This window comes from Streptococcus oralis subsp. tigurinus (assembly GCF_002096275.1).
GTDB lineage: Bacteria > Bacillota > Bacilli > Lactobacillales > Streptococcaceae > Streptococcus > Streptococcus oralis_CN.
Map to the genome: position 1 here is coordinate 1 of NZ_NCUG01000015.1, position 16,909 is coordinate 16,909.

A 16,909-nucleotide genomic window follows, 5' to 3' on the forward strand; every position below is an offset into this window, starting at 1 on the left:
TCCAATTTTTTCTTAGCTTCAATTACAGCCTCAGCTGGTTCAGTGCTATACGTATTTGTAACAGTCAAATCAGCTGTTTGTGCTGGAGTATAGCCATCTATCGTATCTACGATGAGATTGCCATCTTCATCGACTTCCATCACACTATAAGTGTACTTCACGCCGTGCTCATCTGTCGCAGGAAGGTCTGTCCATTCTACAGTTCCATCTGTTTTGGGAACTTCTTTTTGACTAACACCAACTACTTCTTCAATCGCTCCACCTTCTGGCATACGATAGAGTTTGAAGTAGACAGTTGGACGAATATGTTCCTGACCGCCAACCCAGACTTTCTTAGCCGTCACGTTTGTCTTTGGAACTTCGTAAGTGTTGGTGACTTTGTTGTTTCCGTTATAGGATACAACATAGCTGTTGTCGCCTACTTTGACTTTCTCTCCTGCTTTCAGAGGAAGACCCGTCTGATCTTCAAGTTCTCGAACAGAATAAACTAGCTTGCTTCCATCAACATCACGTTCAGGAAGTTGATTTTTCCATTTATAAGTGTAAACACCATTAGACTCTGTCACTTCAGGGGTGTAGTTCCCAGTAACAGGTTTTGCATCTGCAACAGTTTGTCCTTCTTTGTGCACATACAAACCGAGTTTGACTTTTTTGTAGTCAGTTGCTTTTCCGTTTACCCAAGTCTTGGTTGCTTCAAAGTCAACTGTCACACGTTTGTTAGAGATATTGAGGGGAACACCCTTTCCATCTTTCATCTCCACTTCGAACTCTTGACTATTTACCTGATAGCCTGATTTAGGAGTTTTTTCTTTAACGATATACTTACCATTATTGAGAGCCTTTGAGACAGCTATCCCATCCGCATCTGTTGTAACGGTATCAACCAAATTATTAGTGGTTTTCTCACGGATTTCAAAGACAACGCCTGCCAACTTAACAGTTGCATCCGCTTCATCGTATTTTGTGATTTTGATCTTACCAGCAATATCAGCTGTGACTGATGCACCTACAGATTTAACCGTCTTTAAATTAAAGGTTGCTTCTGTTCTGGTTCCAATACTACCACCGTATTTTTCCCAAATAAGTTGTGGTTGGTTATCAATCAAGTACTGCGCTGAGTTACTTATCGTTGAAGTATCTGCTGGTGAGGACGTATCATACGTTAAGAAAAAGCTCTTTGTCCCCATATTGGTCGGCATGAGCAACTCAAATCCTCGTTTCCCGTTGACAAAGGTCAACAAAGCTTTTTTATCTGAGTTAGCCTTGTATACCTCCGGATCGGTTGTGATTTCGTATTCATCACCTAAACGTTTAAGAGCAGATGAATTCGTATTCGTCGTTTCGAATTCCGCTTCATGCATATAGAAAGTACCTTCCACATAGTTAGCAAAGGCTCCCTTTGAAACATCATCTGTAATCTTCACCACATGTCCAGTCATATCTTTCTTAGCGCGATTAATCTTCATCTGAAAATGTGCTATCGCCTTATTGTTATCGTTATAACCGTACTTTGTAATGGTTTCTCCTATCACGTCAGTCTGTTCATATTTATTTACTTTATACGTGATGGTCTGTTTTTTACCATCTGGTAAAACATAGGTAACCGTTTTCCCCTCTTTTTTGAGCGTTTCAGTTGCTTCTGCAACAAAGTCCCCACGAATATTTTGCTTGTCCTCCACCTTTTCGTTGAAAGTAAATACCAGCTGATGGTTAGCATTATCCACCTGGACAGTCCCCATTTTGGTATTTGATGTCGAATCAATCAAATCCAGATTACCATCCGTCAAACTCAAGTTATTTGGAGCTTTTACGATAAAGTAATCACCATTCTTGATTTCATTAACTGCCACATTGGGAAATGAGAATTTACCCGAATATTTCAATTTCATCGAAGTATCATTTGAACCATGAATTCCTTCAGTCTCGCTTCCTGTAGATGCTATAGTAATCTTCAAGTCATCTATTTTGACTTTACTCGTGATATCAGTTGCCGCATGTGCTTCACCCGCCGGGAAAAGCATCATCAAGAATAAAAGAGGGAATACCAGAAAACCGAGATATTTTTTTATCTTATCCATTATGACCAACCTTTCTATTTGTATATCGATAAAAAATTAAGTATTCAATTCTACGTACGCAACACCTCCACAATATAGTGACGTATCCATAATAACACCATGCTCTATTCTTGATAAAATTATATTCACTTACAGCACATGATATAATAGAACTTATCAAGTTTATTATAACATATATATTTTAATTGATTTATTTCATTACTAAAGAATTTATTTACGAAATGTCAACTTTAAAGAATTCATTCCTTTGATATTTCTACTATCCTTCAATAAATAATGTCCCTTTATTCCTAAAACTAAATATAACCAATTTATTAATCTATATACTGTTATAAGATTTAATATAGTAGAAATATATTATAATAAAAGTTTAGAACATAACAAAAAGTGAACTAAACAGAATTCTGATTGTCCCAGAATAGTTTGGTTCACTTTTTATTTAATCTATTAGATTTTCAAAATTCATAATGAAGAGTTTTTAAAATATAAATCTATTTTGTCCCCATCTCTTCATATCATAGAAATTCTAATCCTCTTTTTTGCCTTTAGTGGCTACTAGTCCTGCGCTCAAACCAAGAAGAGCTAGGCCTGCTGCTAGGGCTGCTTGACTTTCTGCACTTCCTGTATTTGGTAACTGCTCTTTTTGAACCTGACCAGCTGTACTTGAAGCGATTTCTTTTGTATCTGCTTTTTCTGATACTTGTGGTTTTGTAGACTCTTGCGGTACTGGTTTAGTCGTTTCACCAGCCGTACCTACTTCTACGATGCGATCCTGAGCCACGACTTTATCATAGCTTTCTTTTTCAGTTCGCTTGCCATTTTCAACTTCAATCAAGTGAACACGGATACCTTTTTGTCCTTCTTGGAGAACACGGGTTTGACCTGCTGGAAGCTTATCGTTCTTTTGTTCCTGAACCTTGAAGTCAATTGTTTCTTCTTCGATTACAAGTTTTGGTCTGTTAAGGACAAGGTTCTTCACTTCATCTTCTGGAAGGGAGGTTCCTGGTTTCGTTCCAACTTCTACGATGCGATCCTGAGCTATAACTTTATCATAGCTTTCTTTTTCAGTCCGCTTACCATTTTCAACCTCGATCAAGTGAATGCGAATACCCTTTTGACCTTCTTGGAGGATACGAGTTTCACCTAGATACAACTTATCAGACTTACGTTCCTGAACCTTGAAATCAATTGCTTCTTCTTCGATTACAAGTTCTGGTCTGTTAAGGACAAGGTTCTTCACTTCATCTTCTGGAAGGGAGGTTCCTAGCTTCGTTCCAACCAAGACGATGCGGTCTGTCGGAGCTTCTACCACTTCACGGAGTTTTTCTTCCTTAGTCCCGTCAGGATTCATCGATGTGAAAATACGTTCTTTACCAACTTTTCCTTCTTGTTTTACACGAGTTTCACCTAGATACAGTGTTGAATCTTTTTTCTCAACTGTCTTGTAGGCCAAATCTTTTTCAACAAATTCGAGTTTTGGAAGATCTTCTTGTACAGCAGCAACAGTCTTCTCAGAAACTGGTTTTTCCTTAGTCAAGTGGATACGGTATTCCTTGACTTGTTTTCCACTTTCTGAAACAAGACGAACAAGTACTGGAAGGCTATCGTCTCCGCTATCTACAACTGTTGAAGCCACTTGATTACTTTCTTCGACTGAGACTTTTGGACGTTGACCTTTATAGGTGATTTGATAGTCTTGACGATCCTCAGCGAAGTCAGGAAGTTCTTTTCCATCCACAAGAATCTTCGATTGGGTACTTTCTTGAGGCAATTCACTCGGTGCAAGGAAGGTCATCTCAATCATCGCAACACCGTTCTTGTCTGCTTTGCGCTCCATGCGCCATCTCATGGCTTTGGCTTTGACAGCTTTAAATGTTACGTTGATTTCATCACCAGCTGCAATGTCTTTATCCGCACGATAAGGCACAGTTTCCCAATTTTCTGGATTGTTGAATGGATGGGCTGCATCATAGGCTTGGTAGTTAGAATAGTAGGTAGGCACTTCAAACTCTGGGCCAATATAGCGTTCCAAAACGAGTTTAGATGGTGCATCCGTACCACTATCTGCAAAGAAATGAAGTTTGGCTTGCGCAACAGTCCGTTCTACAATCTTACCATTTTCACGGAAGATCACACCTGCTGATACTTCTGGATTAGAAGATGGTGTTGGAGACCAGTTTGTCCAACGACGATTTTCTGAATGATCTCCATCATTGATATAGTCTACACGGTCATGTGAACTTGGATCAATATCATTAGTTGCGGAAGCAAAGGCTTGGTTACTGTTTCCATCATACTCTGGGTTATTTGAGAGAGCTTCGCCTAGTTTGTCTGTCACTCGTACAGTGAACTCAGCAACAAGATCACTACCAAGGACACGACCTCGAACAGTAAATTGACCTGCTTTTGTCAGATTTTCTGCTGTAACTTCTTCCCATTCAACTGCCAAGTCTTTTGTTTCGTAACCGTCTTTACCTGTGAAGTAAACAGGAACCTTAGTTGGCAATTCAAGCGGTTGCCCTACTTGTAGCAAGCGAGCTTGTTTGACCGCGGCAACTGGTTTACGAGAAAGCAAGTCTTTATTGCTTGTAAAGTGTAGACGGTATTCTCCTAGGATATCACCATTTTCAGCTTTCGCGATAACACGAACTGGCTCACCTTCACGAACACTTGGAACGACGGTAGCGAGACCATTGTTGCTAACACTTGCTGTTACTGCAGGAACTTTTCCATCTACAGACTCAAGGTAGTAGTCTGTCAAATCAGGGTTAAAGTTTGCTAAGTCTTTACCGTCAACTTGGATTCTCGTTTGTCCTTGTTTGGCTGCTGCGACTTGTTTTGCAAAGATTTGTACTTCTGTGATAGAAGTTCCTTTCTTGCTATCAAGTCGAACCATACGAATGCGAACCGCATAGGTCTCAACTTTATCAAAGCTGAAATGATTCATTTCTCCAGCCTTGAGTTGAGCTGGTGCTTTTAGATTGGTAACAGGTTTCCAGTTAGCTGGATCGTTAAAGACATGGTTTTCTTCACCTACAAAGCTAGGGTTTTTAGGTGCTGTTGGAACAGTCTTACCAACATAATACTCAATCACATAAGACTTCGGTACACCAACTCCGTGGTCTTCGTGGAATCCGACACTTAGATTATCAACTGAACGTTTGCTCAAGATACCTGAATCTCCGAATAGGACACCAACTGAAGCTTCTGGATTAGTACGGTTCCAGTTTGTCCAACGGTTGGCTGGGCGGTCATTAAATGAAATCAATTTATCGTTGACGTTTGAAACAGGGTCGCTTGGATTTGAGTCTGAAGCAAAGGCCAGTGGCAATTCTGAACCGGTCCATTGGTCAGAAATATTTGCACCTTGCTCAGTTTGAGCAGATACGCGAACATGAAGTTTAGTTGTTAATTGCGTACCTTCTAGACGACCATTAACCGTAAAGACACCTTCCTTGGCGTATTGGTCTGGACGAATCGCATCCCAAGTAACCTTAGCTGATGAAACGTGACCATTTGAATCGTAGGTACGAACACTTTCTGGTAATTGTGGTGCTTCTGCGATTGGGGTTGTCACACTGACTTCTTCAACCGAAACAATACCTTCTACAGAGACTTTAGCACGCGCTTCAAGGTCAATTCCTTCAACTTTACCTAGTACTTCAAATGTTTGATAGGAGTCTAGTTTTTCTTTTGGAATAGCTTGCCAAGTGACTTTATGAGTTTTAGGGAAACCTTTGTCATACTCAACAGTTACTGTTGTTGGAAGAGTAGGTTCTTGATGCAAGTCTGTCACTACATTTACTGGACGGATAGATTGCGCAACCTTCGTCTCAGTATTGGCTTGGATAGTGAGTTCAACTTGGCCTTTAGCCCCCTCATATTCCGCTTTCAGAGTGACTGCTCCTGGCTTATGTAACTCAAGCATTCCTTTACGAACTGCGACTTCCCCTTCACCACTTGTAGAGAAGGTTACTTTATCAGCTGGTAAAACTGCTTGCGTTCCATCTTGATAGTGAGCGAGTATAGACAATTTCACTGTTTGATCTTCTTTAAGACCGTCAGCTTGCTCTACTTGCAAACTCAAGTGGTCAATTTTCGGTGCTTCTTCAAGGAATTGAATTGCATAGGTTTGAAGAGGGCCACCATCTTTTGGTTGAACATAGATACTTGCACGCATGCCGTTTGCTGCACTTGCTTGGACTACAGTAACATCCGCATTTTCAGCACTTGCTACAACTTCTGGCAACTTAGCTCCATAAGCAAGAGTTCGATATTGCATTGGTTTTTGGCTAGTAAGACCAGTGACAGCTTCACCACCAACCGTTACAGTTGGTAATGCAGGTGCCGCAGCCTCACCTTCTTCTACTACAAGGGTAGCATGAATAGTCTCACCACCCAGTTGGCCAGTCATTTGAATACGTGATCCTGCAACTGACAGTTTAGCTTTATCTGCTTCCGCAATCTCCCACTTATCAACTTCGTATTCTTGTACGCTTCCATCCGTAACAGCAATAGAAACGTATTTGTCAACAGCACTCAAGTCTGTTCCTGGAGCAACACGCTTAACAGTTGGAAGCTCATTTGCAATTGCTAGAATTTCGACACGGGCCTCAACTTCGCGTCCGTCTGCCATACCTTTAACAGTCACAACTCCTGCTTGGCTCACATCAACTGAAGACCAAGTTACTGGACGTTTTTCACGACTGCCATCACTGTAGATAAAACCGACTGTCTTCGGCATTTTTGGCTCTTTCTCAATAACAGTACGTACTTTTGGTACTTCTGTCCCGAGAACGGTCTTTTCTTGGTCTTCTTTCTTACCAGTAAAGATGGTGACTTGGTCCGATTTCAAGAGATCTGAATGGGCTGTTAGTGTGAATTTACCTGCTTGTTCAGTTGATTTGACAATGGCAACACCTTTACCGTTAAAGGCTCTGCGGACCCAAGAACCGTCTGGTTGCGCCTTGTAGCGTTCACGGCTGGCTTGTTCCCCATTATCGACACCGACCAGTTGACCTTGTCCATGTAATTGGAAACGAACCAGATTATTTGCAGTTGGTACAACATTTCCTTCACTGTCTACGATTTCGTAGTAGATGTAAGTCAAGTCTTTTCCATCTGCTGCGATTGCGTGTTCTTCCTTGACGAGGCGAACTCCTGCTGGTTGGCCTGCAGTAGTGATCTTATCACGTGCAATTTCTTTTCCAGCTTCATCTCGTGCTACAGCTTCCAGAGTACCTGGTTGGTACGCAACCTTCCACTCAAGATAGAGTTCCTTGGCATTGGCACCTTCTTGGTAAGTGCGTCCATCGCTGGTTTGTTTTTTGTTGAAGGTCTTAACTCCGAGAGATTGACCGTTCAAGAACAATTCAACGCTTGCAGCGTTTGAATAGGCTCGAACTGGGATTTTTCCGTCTGCATCAGCCACATTCGCTTTTAGAGTAGGGTTTTCCCCGTTCCAGTGAGGAAGAAGGTGAACCATTGGTTTCTTCTTGACAGAAACCCATTGGCTTTGGTAGAGGTAGAAGTCATGTTTTGGAATGCCGGCTGTATCTACGATACCAAAGTAAGAGCTCTTAACAGGAGTTTGATTTTGGTTGTGCCATGGTGTAGGTTCACCAATATAGTCCGTACCTGTCCAGATAAACTGTCCAGCATAGCCAGCGTTGTCACGGTCAAAAGTCCATGAAGCAGTTGCAGTTTTCCCCCAACCAACACGGTCATTTCCATAATCGGACTGTTCGTAATTACGATAAGCTTGGTTGCTATGTACCAATTCTTGGTCAGGACGATAGTAACTTCCACGTGTACGGGTTGCTGAAGATGTTTCTGAACCGTAAATCAACCAGTTTGGATGTTTCGCACGAAGTTTCTTGTAGTTGTCTTCTGAGTAGTTGAAACCAACCGCATCCAGTTCATCAGCAATTTTCTCATGATCACCACTACCATCACCAAAGCGGAACTTATCTGCTCCCATGGTAACATAACGAGTCTTATCAACATCTTTAATCACTTTTACTAAGCGTTTAACCGTTGCAAGTGAGTGAGCATTGCCGTTGGCTTCACCGATTTCGTTTCCGATAGACCACATGAAGACAGCTGGGTTATTTTTGTCTCTTTCGACCATGGTACGAAGATCGTAGTCAGACCATTTTTCACCTTTTCTAGCTTCTGGGTGAGTGGCATCTTTTTCAAAGAAACGTCCGTAGTCATAAGGTTTCTTGCCACCATACCAAGTATCAAAGGCCTCTTCCTGAACCAGCAAACCAAGTTCTGCTGCGATTTGCAAGGTCTGTGGACTTGCAGGGTTATGGGTTGTACGGATGGAGTTAACGCCCATCTCCTTCATTTGTTTGAGACGACGGTATTCTGCTTTATAATTTTCTTCTGCTCCAAGCGCTCCGTGGTCATGGTGCAAGGAAACACCATGGAATTTAATGCGTTCACCATTCAAAGAGAAACCTTCATTTGGAGTCCAGTGATAGTAACGGTAACCAAACAAATCTTTCTTAGCATCAACCAATTGACCGTCACGGTAAACACGCGTAATCAATTCGTACAAGGCAGGTTTATCGTTTAAAACTGTCCAGAGTTTTGGTCTTTCAACTTCTAAAATTGCATCAAGGCTTGTTGATTCATGTGCTTTTAAGGTACGACTCGCTGTACGAACCAAACCCGTTACAGCCTGACCACCACGTTCAACGATTTGATACTCTGCCACCAGTTCATGGTCTTTATCATCTGTATTGACGATTTTGCTGGCTACATGAGTTTCAACCTTGCCATGTTGCTGTTCTTCAAGTTTTGGTGTTAAGATAGTTGTCCCATTCTTCTCAACATGAACCTTATCTGTCACTTGCAAGGTTACATCACGGTAGATACCACTACCAGAATACCAACGGCTACTTGGTTGTTTGTTGACAGCATGGACAGCAATCACATTCTCACGGCCATCTTTATGGAGGTATTTAGTAATATCGTATGAGAACTGGTTATAACCATTTGGATAATGTCCCACTAACTGGCCATTGACATAGACTTGAGAGTCCATGTAGACGCCATCAAAGGTCACACGAACATTTTTCTTGAGATCTTTTTCATCAAGTTTAAAGGTCTTGCGATACCAAGCTTCACCACCATTGAGCTGTCCACCTTCGTTTTGGGCAGGTGATTGATGGTCAAAATCGTTAAAGATACTCCAGTCGTGTGGGAGATCCAATTTTTGCCATGTTGATACATCGGCATCTGATTTCACAGCTTCTTTAGGATTCGCATTGAGTTTAAAGTGCCAATTTTGATTAAAATTCACTTTTCTGTCTTCAATCATTTGATTTACTTCTTCATTTGTCGCAGCTTTCAAATCTTCCTTGACAGGCTTTTCTTGACTTGAAGCTTGAGATTCTACCTTTGGAGCTGTTTCTTCAGGTTTTAGAGATGCTTTCTCCTCTTTAGGAGCTACAGGTTCATCTTCTTTCTTCTCTGGTTTGCTTGCTTCAATTGGAGCAGCTTGACTTTGGTCGACACTTGCAGCATCCTTGTGCTCTGCTACAGCTTGATTTTCTTTTTCCTCCACTGCCGGACTTTCCTCTTTTGCTTGTTCCACAGTGCGGGCGATAGGAGTTTCATCCGCGAAAACTGGTGATTCTCCAATGACACTTCCTCCAAATAGAACCGAACAGGTTCCAATCATGACAGAGCAAGCGCCTACGGCAAACTTGCGAATGCTGTAGACTCTTTTACGATTCCAATGGCCTTTTTCCATAAAATCCTCCTTTAGTAACCGCTTCCATTTCATTGTAAGCGTATTACTTTTTCATAGCCTTTTGCCATTATTTTATAAAATAATATAGGGAATTTCAATACCCTAAACACAAAAAATCATATTTTTGATTGTTTTTTCTATAATTAGTAGAAAAGTTTAAAAATCTGAATGTACATTTAGTGAATGGTTTTACTAAAAAGGCGGTGGGACAGAAATCGATAGACAAAGTCTCGATTTCGTAGTCCCAGCCCCGCGAGGATGATTATGAGCTTTTTGGAGTCTAAAAGACGAACAAAAAGTTCAATCAGCTACCGCATCAAAGTTTGATTGCTAATAAAAAGTGAGGTCGGGATCTTTTGTCCCAACCTCTTTTACGGACTATCAAACTGATATTTCCTTATAGATTATTGACTAGATTTCCCCTTTTCCAAAAGCTTGACCATCTCATTTTTACGTTCTTCTAGATCGGCAATTTGATGGAGTAAAAGTCCTGAAAAATCACATTCAAGCTCTTCAGTTTCGCCACTATTATACCAATCTAGAGCCACTATATGATTGTCCTTATCAAAGCAAAAAATCACATCTCCATCCCCGATGATAGACAGAAATGGAATATAATCCACAAAGCCCAGAGCGTGTAATTCCTTGGTTTTAAGACGAATGTCTAAGAAGTCTGGGATGCCATTTGCAATTCCCAAGACCTTAATACCTCGACAGAAGGTCCAAAATGGTGCTACATCGTAAGCCTTGGCTCTTGGCCATAGCTCTTCTCTGACTTCCATAAAGAGACCTCCCAGAGATGACATAGTGAATTCCCTGAAATCTTCTGGCAGACGAATGCCGTATTGATTTTCAAAATCCTGAACATCTTCTTCCGATGGTTCATTGCCCATGCAGGCGACAACCTGATAAGTTTCCTTATCATAGTGACGAAAATACTCATAAACTTCCTTGAGTGCCATTATTTTAATCCTTTTTACTCAGAAATAATAACTACAAATCCATCTGGTAAGATAACCTCTTGTTCATCTTTAAGATGGCAATGACTCGCTAAATCAACAGAGTCTCTTTCTAAAACAAAATTCTCTTTAGACTGATTAAAGATTGCCTGAACTTCTTTTCCTTGGTAGTTCCAGCTCAAGGCAAGAACATCTGGTTTCACTTCTTGCAAGCAATATGAACCATGCTGAATCATACTTGCCACTTCCTTACGGACCTTGATTAATTTCTTCATGAAATTCAGCATATCATTGTCCTCAGACACACGTTCCCAAGGCATGACACGACGGCAGTCGGGATCTGGTCCACCTATTAATGCAAGCTCTGTTCCGTAATAGATACAAGGAGTCCCTTTTTGAAGGTAGAGGAAGGTTAAAGCAGCCTTGACATGTTGCACATTGCCTTTGGCAGTTGTGAGGATACGCTCTGTATCGTGAGAATCCAGAAGGTTAAACATCACTTCTGAGATTTGTTGCTTGTAGTACATTGACTGGCTATTGATTTCTGAAATAAACTGCTCTGTCTTTTTATGCTGACGCAAGAAATAATCCTTGATACTTTCAGAGAGCGGGTAGTTCATGACAGCATGGAACTCATCTCCTTTTAGCCAAGGCTGAGACGTATGCCAGATTTCACCTAAAATATACAAATCAGGCTTTTTAGCGAGAACTGCCTTTCTAAAATCTTTCCAGAACTGATGGTCAATTTCATTGGCAACGTCCAAACGCCAAGCATCGATATCAAAATTCTCAATCCAGTAGGTCGCAACACTTAAAAGATAGTCTTTGACTTCAGGATTTGCTGTATTTAACTTAGGCATATAGCTAGCAAAGGCAAAGGTATGATAAGGTAGTTCTCTCGCGTTTTTCAGTTTATCCTCTGTAATTGGGAATTCTTGAATATGGAACCAATCTTTATAAGGTGACTTTTCTCCATTTTTTAGAACATCCTGCCATTGGGCAGACTGGTCGCCAATATGATTAAATACCGCATCTAGCATGATCTTGATACCACGTTTGTGAGCTTCCTCGACTAGAGTAGCAAAGACTTCCTTGTCTCCAAAGTGACGGTCGATTTCAAAATAATCCGTCGTATCGTACTTATGATTGGTTGTAGCTTCAAAAATCGGACATAGATAAAGTCCAGTGATTCCCAAATCTTTTAGATAGTCCAGATGGTCGATAATCCCTTGCAAGTCTCCACCAAAAAAGTCATCCCTATTAGGTGTAATGGCAGCATCCCACTCTCGAGCTCCATCAGGAGTTAGATTAGGATTTCCATTAGAAAAGCGTTCTGGGAAAATCTGATACCAAACGGTATTTGAAACCCAGCTAGGAACCTGACATCCGTCAATTTCGTGAATATAAGGAAGCTTAAAGCCATTGCCTTCAGCATCCAAGTTTTCTTGAGTATGTTCCACACAACCCTTATCACCGTATAAAACACCCTGACCTTCCTCATCAAGGAGCTCAAAGAGATACTGAATCCGTGCAAAATCAACCGATACCGTAACCTGCCAATAATCAAATAAAGCATCCGAGGTTGCTTTAGTCATTTCTTTCTTGGCTTCATACTTATTCTCAATGAAAATAAAGGGATCTCCATAGTGCAAAATGACCTGCTGGACATCATTTTTCTTGGTTCTAATTCGGATATGTAGCTGACCTTCTTTGTACAGATAAGCATACTCTGATTCTGGCCTATGATAAATGGCTGTCAATTCCATGTCTTGTCTCCTAAATAATCATCATCAACAAAAACGCAAACGTTTTCATAACTAACAGAACTAGTATACTATTTAAAGATCCGATTTGCAATTTTTATACCAGTTTTACGATAGATATATAGATGGACAAGGGTAAAATTGAGTAGAATCTTTATGAGCTTTAAAAGAGAGTTTCCATGAACCGGAAAACTCTCCATCATTACGAATCAGATGATTAGAATAAATGCTATCTGATATCTTTAATCTTCTAAAATGAAAATTTCTTCAACATGTAGTTGTAGCAACCTTGCAATTTTCATTGCTAGTTCAAGTGTAGGATTGTACTTGTCATTCTCGATAGCAATAATGGTTTGTCGACTAACGCCTAATATTTTTGCCATATCTTCCTGACGTAGTCCTTCAGACTTTCTTAGCTGTTTGATATTATTTTTCATACAGCATTAGTCTTTCTGAAAACAATAAATGCCAATTGCCAAAACTACGATAAGGATAACAACCATCAAAATTACTCCTTGAACAAGTTTATTAGGTTCTTTAAAATCTTCATCACCATCAACCATTTTCTGTTTTATGGCAATTTGTGTAAATCCTTGAACAGAAATAGATAAACATAAAATCAGACATGGTAACATTTCAAGTTCAATGCCTTTTGTAATAGATTGATAAATATTAAATACTGTCCATCCACATAAGCCAAATAGAGCCGTTTTATAACCCCATTCCTCAGAACGTAGCTGAATCGCTCTGTCCATTTCATCCATTTTTCTCATAGTCCTGTTCCTCCAATCTGTCAAAACAATGTCAAGAGCTCTTTACATTTTTTATTATACTCTAAATCGATGAAATGTCAAGATGTTTTAACATTTTTAGGCTTTTTTATTTTCTTCTATTCTAAGAATATTTCTAACTCTGATTTACAGCCTAGTCAATCCGACAAAGGGCAAGTTCTTTTAAACCTCTGTCGTACAGGAAGGTTAAACAAAAGTTGTCTGTCATATTTTGAAGCTTGTGTTTACTCATTCCTCTAGGCAAGGCAATATCGCACCATTCTCTCGTTGCCAGAGAAAATAGCTTTTGCTTACCCTTCCAGTCATCATTCTTAAATAAGGGGCTCAGGATAAGATAAGGCGAATCCGTAAAAATTCCATTGACACCAGCTTTTTTGCCTAAAGCCTTTAAATGTTCAGATTCTAATAACTTTTCGATAATACGACCATCACTAGAGATTTTAACAAGAGCATAATAGTCCATGCCCCATTTATTGACAGAGGTTTGACTTTCTCCAGAGCTAAAGGCATAGAGCTCTTGCTTCCAAGATTTCATACTATCGATTTTAGGACAAAAACTTGAGTTCGTGTCGTGGTGATTTAACTCTTTTTTATCAATATGCGAATAAGTGGTCCACTTCGCCTGCTTTTTCTCTCGATCAAATTCTAAAAGGGCAAAGTTTCTTGCCTGATTTGTATAAACTTGATTTTCAAAACACACGGGTATCTGGTCGCTATCTGATACGATTTGAAAATATCTCTCTTGTGCCTTTTTAGGAAGTATACTTTGCGGATCCTTTATGGCAATGATTTCTGGATTAGAAAAATCACCAGTATAATAGACTATTTCCTTGCCAGCCTTGATGATGCCAATATTTTGTCCATCTGTAAAGAGTAGAGGCTCTTCCTCCCAAACATGGTCACAATACCAAGCATCTATCTCCTTCACACCCAAAGGTGATACTTCAAGCAGACAGTAGAGATTGAAAGCTTCCTTCTCACTGGTCAAGACAAAGGCTCTACCATCATGTAACATGACAGAATTGAAAACACTATTGTAGTCCTTGTCTAGTTCCCATTTATTCAATAGACTTAACTTTAACTTCCCCATTTTCTCTCTCCTAATCCATCACCACTCGTTGATGGCAAATAGAATGGCTGATCTAATATTTCTTAGCAATTGATCTGAAAGTTCATCGTATACTTGACCCAGTCCCTTATCTTGTGCCAGCCATCCAGGTTCATCATTCCAGGAGCCCATTCCTCCAAAAACATCCGCTGAGCTTGCAGCTCTAAATATGCTTAGATGTTGCAGTGGAATTTGAGGTTCTGCCAGCCCTTTACCAGATTCTGGGTCTAGCAAACAGTTTCTAGCAGATTGAAAGACTTTGGCAAAGTTGTCACATTCAATTTTAATTGCTAAATCTTCTATACGAGCCAATATGTCCTTAAATTCTTCGATATTATTTTCATAGTGGGGAATGTCTTGAGAAGACCTTTCCCATTCATACTCGGTGTAGGTAACATCCCAGCCCCTGCCTGCGGAAGCAGATTTCCAATTTGGTAGGAAATAACTTGCCTTCCCATCTTTATAAAAACAGAGAATTGAACTCTGTGTCGTATTGGAGAAACCTAAAATACTTCTGTCATTTACTGAGATAGGGCAAAATAATTTTAAGTCCTTCAAACCTTTTTCCTTAAGATTTTCAAACCAATCAGATACAGATAGTTCTATAACTTCCCCTTTTTCTGACGGCAAAATTTGAAAGCTCAACTTATTTGTATATTTTTCAGACTTATAGCATATTTCTTTACCACTTTTTAAAGCCTTCCTAGCTGCTGCCACGATACAAGCTATTTGGTACATTTGTCCATTCATATGATCTCATCCATTATCCCTTCAATCAGATTTGTAAGGCTTTCAGCCGCATAGATCACCTGGTCTGGATCATGGATGTAGCAAATAACCTGACCTTCCTGACCCTCCTGGTCTGGATCAAAATCCAGCATAAGATAACAAGAGTCACAATACTGAGCAAAAGGAAGCCATTTTTTATTAAAAAGATAGGGCTTAATTCTACTATCATGCATGTTTTCTAGGTCTTGACTAGAAAAATAGTCGGGAAATTCGGTTAACAGAGCATCTCTATTTTGAAAGTACTTTTTACAAGTCTCAATTTCCTGTAGACTCATGAGAGAAAAAGTCAAATCTCTCTGGTCAATTACACAAGGTAAAATAGAGAGGTATTTACTCCCATTTTTATAGCTATAAAGCTCTTTGAAGTCACCAGGTAGACGAATGCCAAATATTTCCTCAAAGGCTTGAAGCTCTTCCTCAGAAGCACCAGAAATGCCCTGATAATCTTCCAGATATCCTTCCTCTACAGGATCATCCAAATCCCAGTCTTCAAAACACTCACAAATATAAGTTTCTATTTTTTTAACTTGGTCAATTAGTTGCATCATTTCACCATGATTTCTTTATTTTATCTGTCTTCCAATGCTTTTTAACGCTTATAACTTGTTTTTTCTAGGAGAAGGGGTTCAGGATTTTGCTTAATCCAAGCAATAGCTAGCTGACACAGGCGGTCTAGGCGAGGCCCATCATCAAAATCTTTCCCATGAACTTGAGCAATAAGCTCTTTAGTCTCTTCTAATTCTTGATCTGAAAGGGGGATTCCTAGAGACAAGTATTGAGGGAGAGTTTGAAGCATTTTTCTATAGTCCCTGTCCCAGTTGACCCCACCATTGCGATCCAGTTCATCTCGAACTCGACCTGGTATACGAATAACTTCTCCCTGAACAGTTTTGGCTGCTCCACTTGAAGGAATCCAGAAAGACCATAGTTCCTCATATTGCTCCTCCCAGCTACCTTCTTTTACGAGAATCGGAGAAACTCCATCGTGGGTTATTCGTTTTTCTACAGGCTTGACATCGAAGAGCTCATAGAGCTTCGTTAAGCCTTTATCTGCAGCCTCTATGTAGTCAGGATGGATACTTTCCCGATGAAATTCAAAATCCTTGCCAATATTTTCAACCTTTTCTTTCATAGCAGATGTTTTCTTAGCACCAGCCTCTAATAACATAGAGGCAATTTCAGCAGTTTGGGCAATATAGATTCCCCGGCAGACCATCAAGACTGAAGCAAGTGGAGTTCTTCCCATATCATTCTCTACATTGACATTAGCACCCTTCTCAAGCAAGCATTTGACTGTCTTAGGATGGAAAAACTCAGCTGCCACATGTAAAGGTGTCTCGCCATAGGTATTGGGTTTCCCAATGTCTGCACCCAATTCGAGCAATAGTTTTACAGTCTCTCTTCCCATGGTTGCCTGACGATACAAAGGTGTCGCTCCATAATAATCAGGGATATTGATATCTAGGCCCTTTTCTACCAGCCAGATAACCAATTCATCCGGGACTCCTCCCATATGCAGAGGTGTACATAAGCTAAATCTTCCATCATGAGCGGTTAATTCACAACGATCATAGACTGCTTTAAGGGCTTCAATATTTCCTTCATCCATTAAATCCTTAAACTCTTTTGGTAATGTAACTCTTTTCTTTGCCATTT

10 protein-coding genes are annotated in these 16,909 nt (G+C 40.2%); all 10 read right to left on the reverse strand.

Annotated elements, in window-relative coordinates; genetic code table 11:
• Nucleotides 1–2,078: SpaA isopeptide-forming pilin-related protein (locus tag B7725_RS01965; protein ID WP_142357344.1), on the reverse strand; the 2,078-nt coding region annotated here is incomplete at its 3' end.
• Between the two features lie 526 nt (nt 2,079–2,604).
• A complete protein-coding gene (gene bgaA, locus B7725_RS01970) occupies nt 2,605–9,843 on the reverse strand; it encodes an LPXTG-anchored adhesin/beta-galactosidase BgaA (RefSeq protein WP_084874309.1) in 7,239 nt (2,412 codons plus the stop codon).
• Nucleotides 9,844–10,247: 404 nt separating this feature from the next.
• Nucleotides 10,248–10,805 (reverse strand): SMI1/KNR4 family protein, encoded by a 558-nt coding sequence (locus tag B7725_RS01975; RefSeq protein ID WP_084874310.1) that lies wholly within the window; start codon nt 10,803–10,805, stop codon nt 10,248–10,250.
• A gap of 14 nt (nt 10,806–10,819) precedes the next feature.
• A complete protein-coding gene (locus B7725_RS01980; protein WP_084874311.1) occupies nt 10,820–12,568 on the reverse strand; it encodes a glycoside hydrolase family 13 protein in 1,749 nt (582 codons plus the stop codon).
• Nucleotides 12,569–12,807: 239 nt separating this feature from the next.
• Entirely contained in the window at nt 12,808–13,002 is a 195-nt protein-coding gene (locus B7725_RS01985; RefSeq protein ID WP_033584559.1) for a helix-turn-helix transcriptional regulator, read from the reverse strand.
• 6 nt (nt 13,003–13,008) lie between these two features.
• Entirely contained in the window at nt 13,009–13,338 is a 330-nt protein-coding gene (locus B7725_RS01990; protein WP_033584556.1) for a hypothetical protein, read from the reverse strand.
• A gap of 151 nt (nt 13,339–13,489) precedes the next feature.
• Nucleotides 13,490–14,446, reverse strand: coding sequence for a hypothetical protein (locus B7725_RS01995; RefSeq protein WP_084874312.1), 957 nt, complete (start codon nt 14,444–14,446; stop codon nt 13,490–13,492).
• Nucleotides 14,447–14,464: 18 nt separating this feature from the next.
• Nucleotides 14,465–15,214, reverse strand: a complete 750-nt coding sequence (locus B7725_RS02000; protein WP_084874313.1) for a hypothetical protein — start codon at nt 15,212–15,214, stop codon at nt 14,465–14,467.
• Nucleotides 15,211–15,798 (reverse strand): SMI1/KNR4 family protein, encoded by a 588-nt coding sequence (locus tag B7725_RS02005; RefSeq protein ID WP_084874314.1) that lies wholly within the window; start codon nt 15,796–15,798, stop codon nt 15,211–15,213. The genes B7725_RS02000 and B7725_RS02005 overlap by 4 nt, the downstream gene beginning before the upstream one ends.
• A gap of 44 nt (nt 15,799–15,842) precedes the next feature.
• Entirely contained in the window at nt 15,843–16,907 is a 1,065-nt protein-coding gene (locus tag B7725_RS02010) for an ankyrin repeat domain-containing protein (RefSeq protein ID WP_084874315.1), read from the reverse strand.
• Between the last annotated feature and the right edge of the window lie 2 nt (nt 16,908–16,909).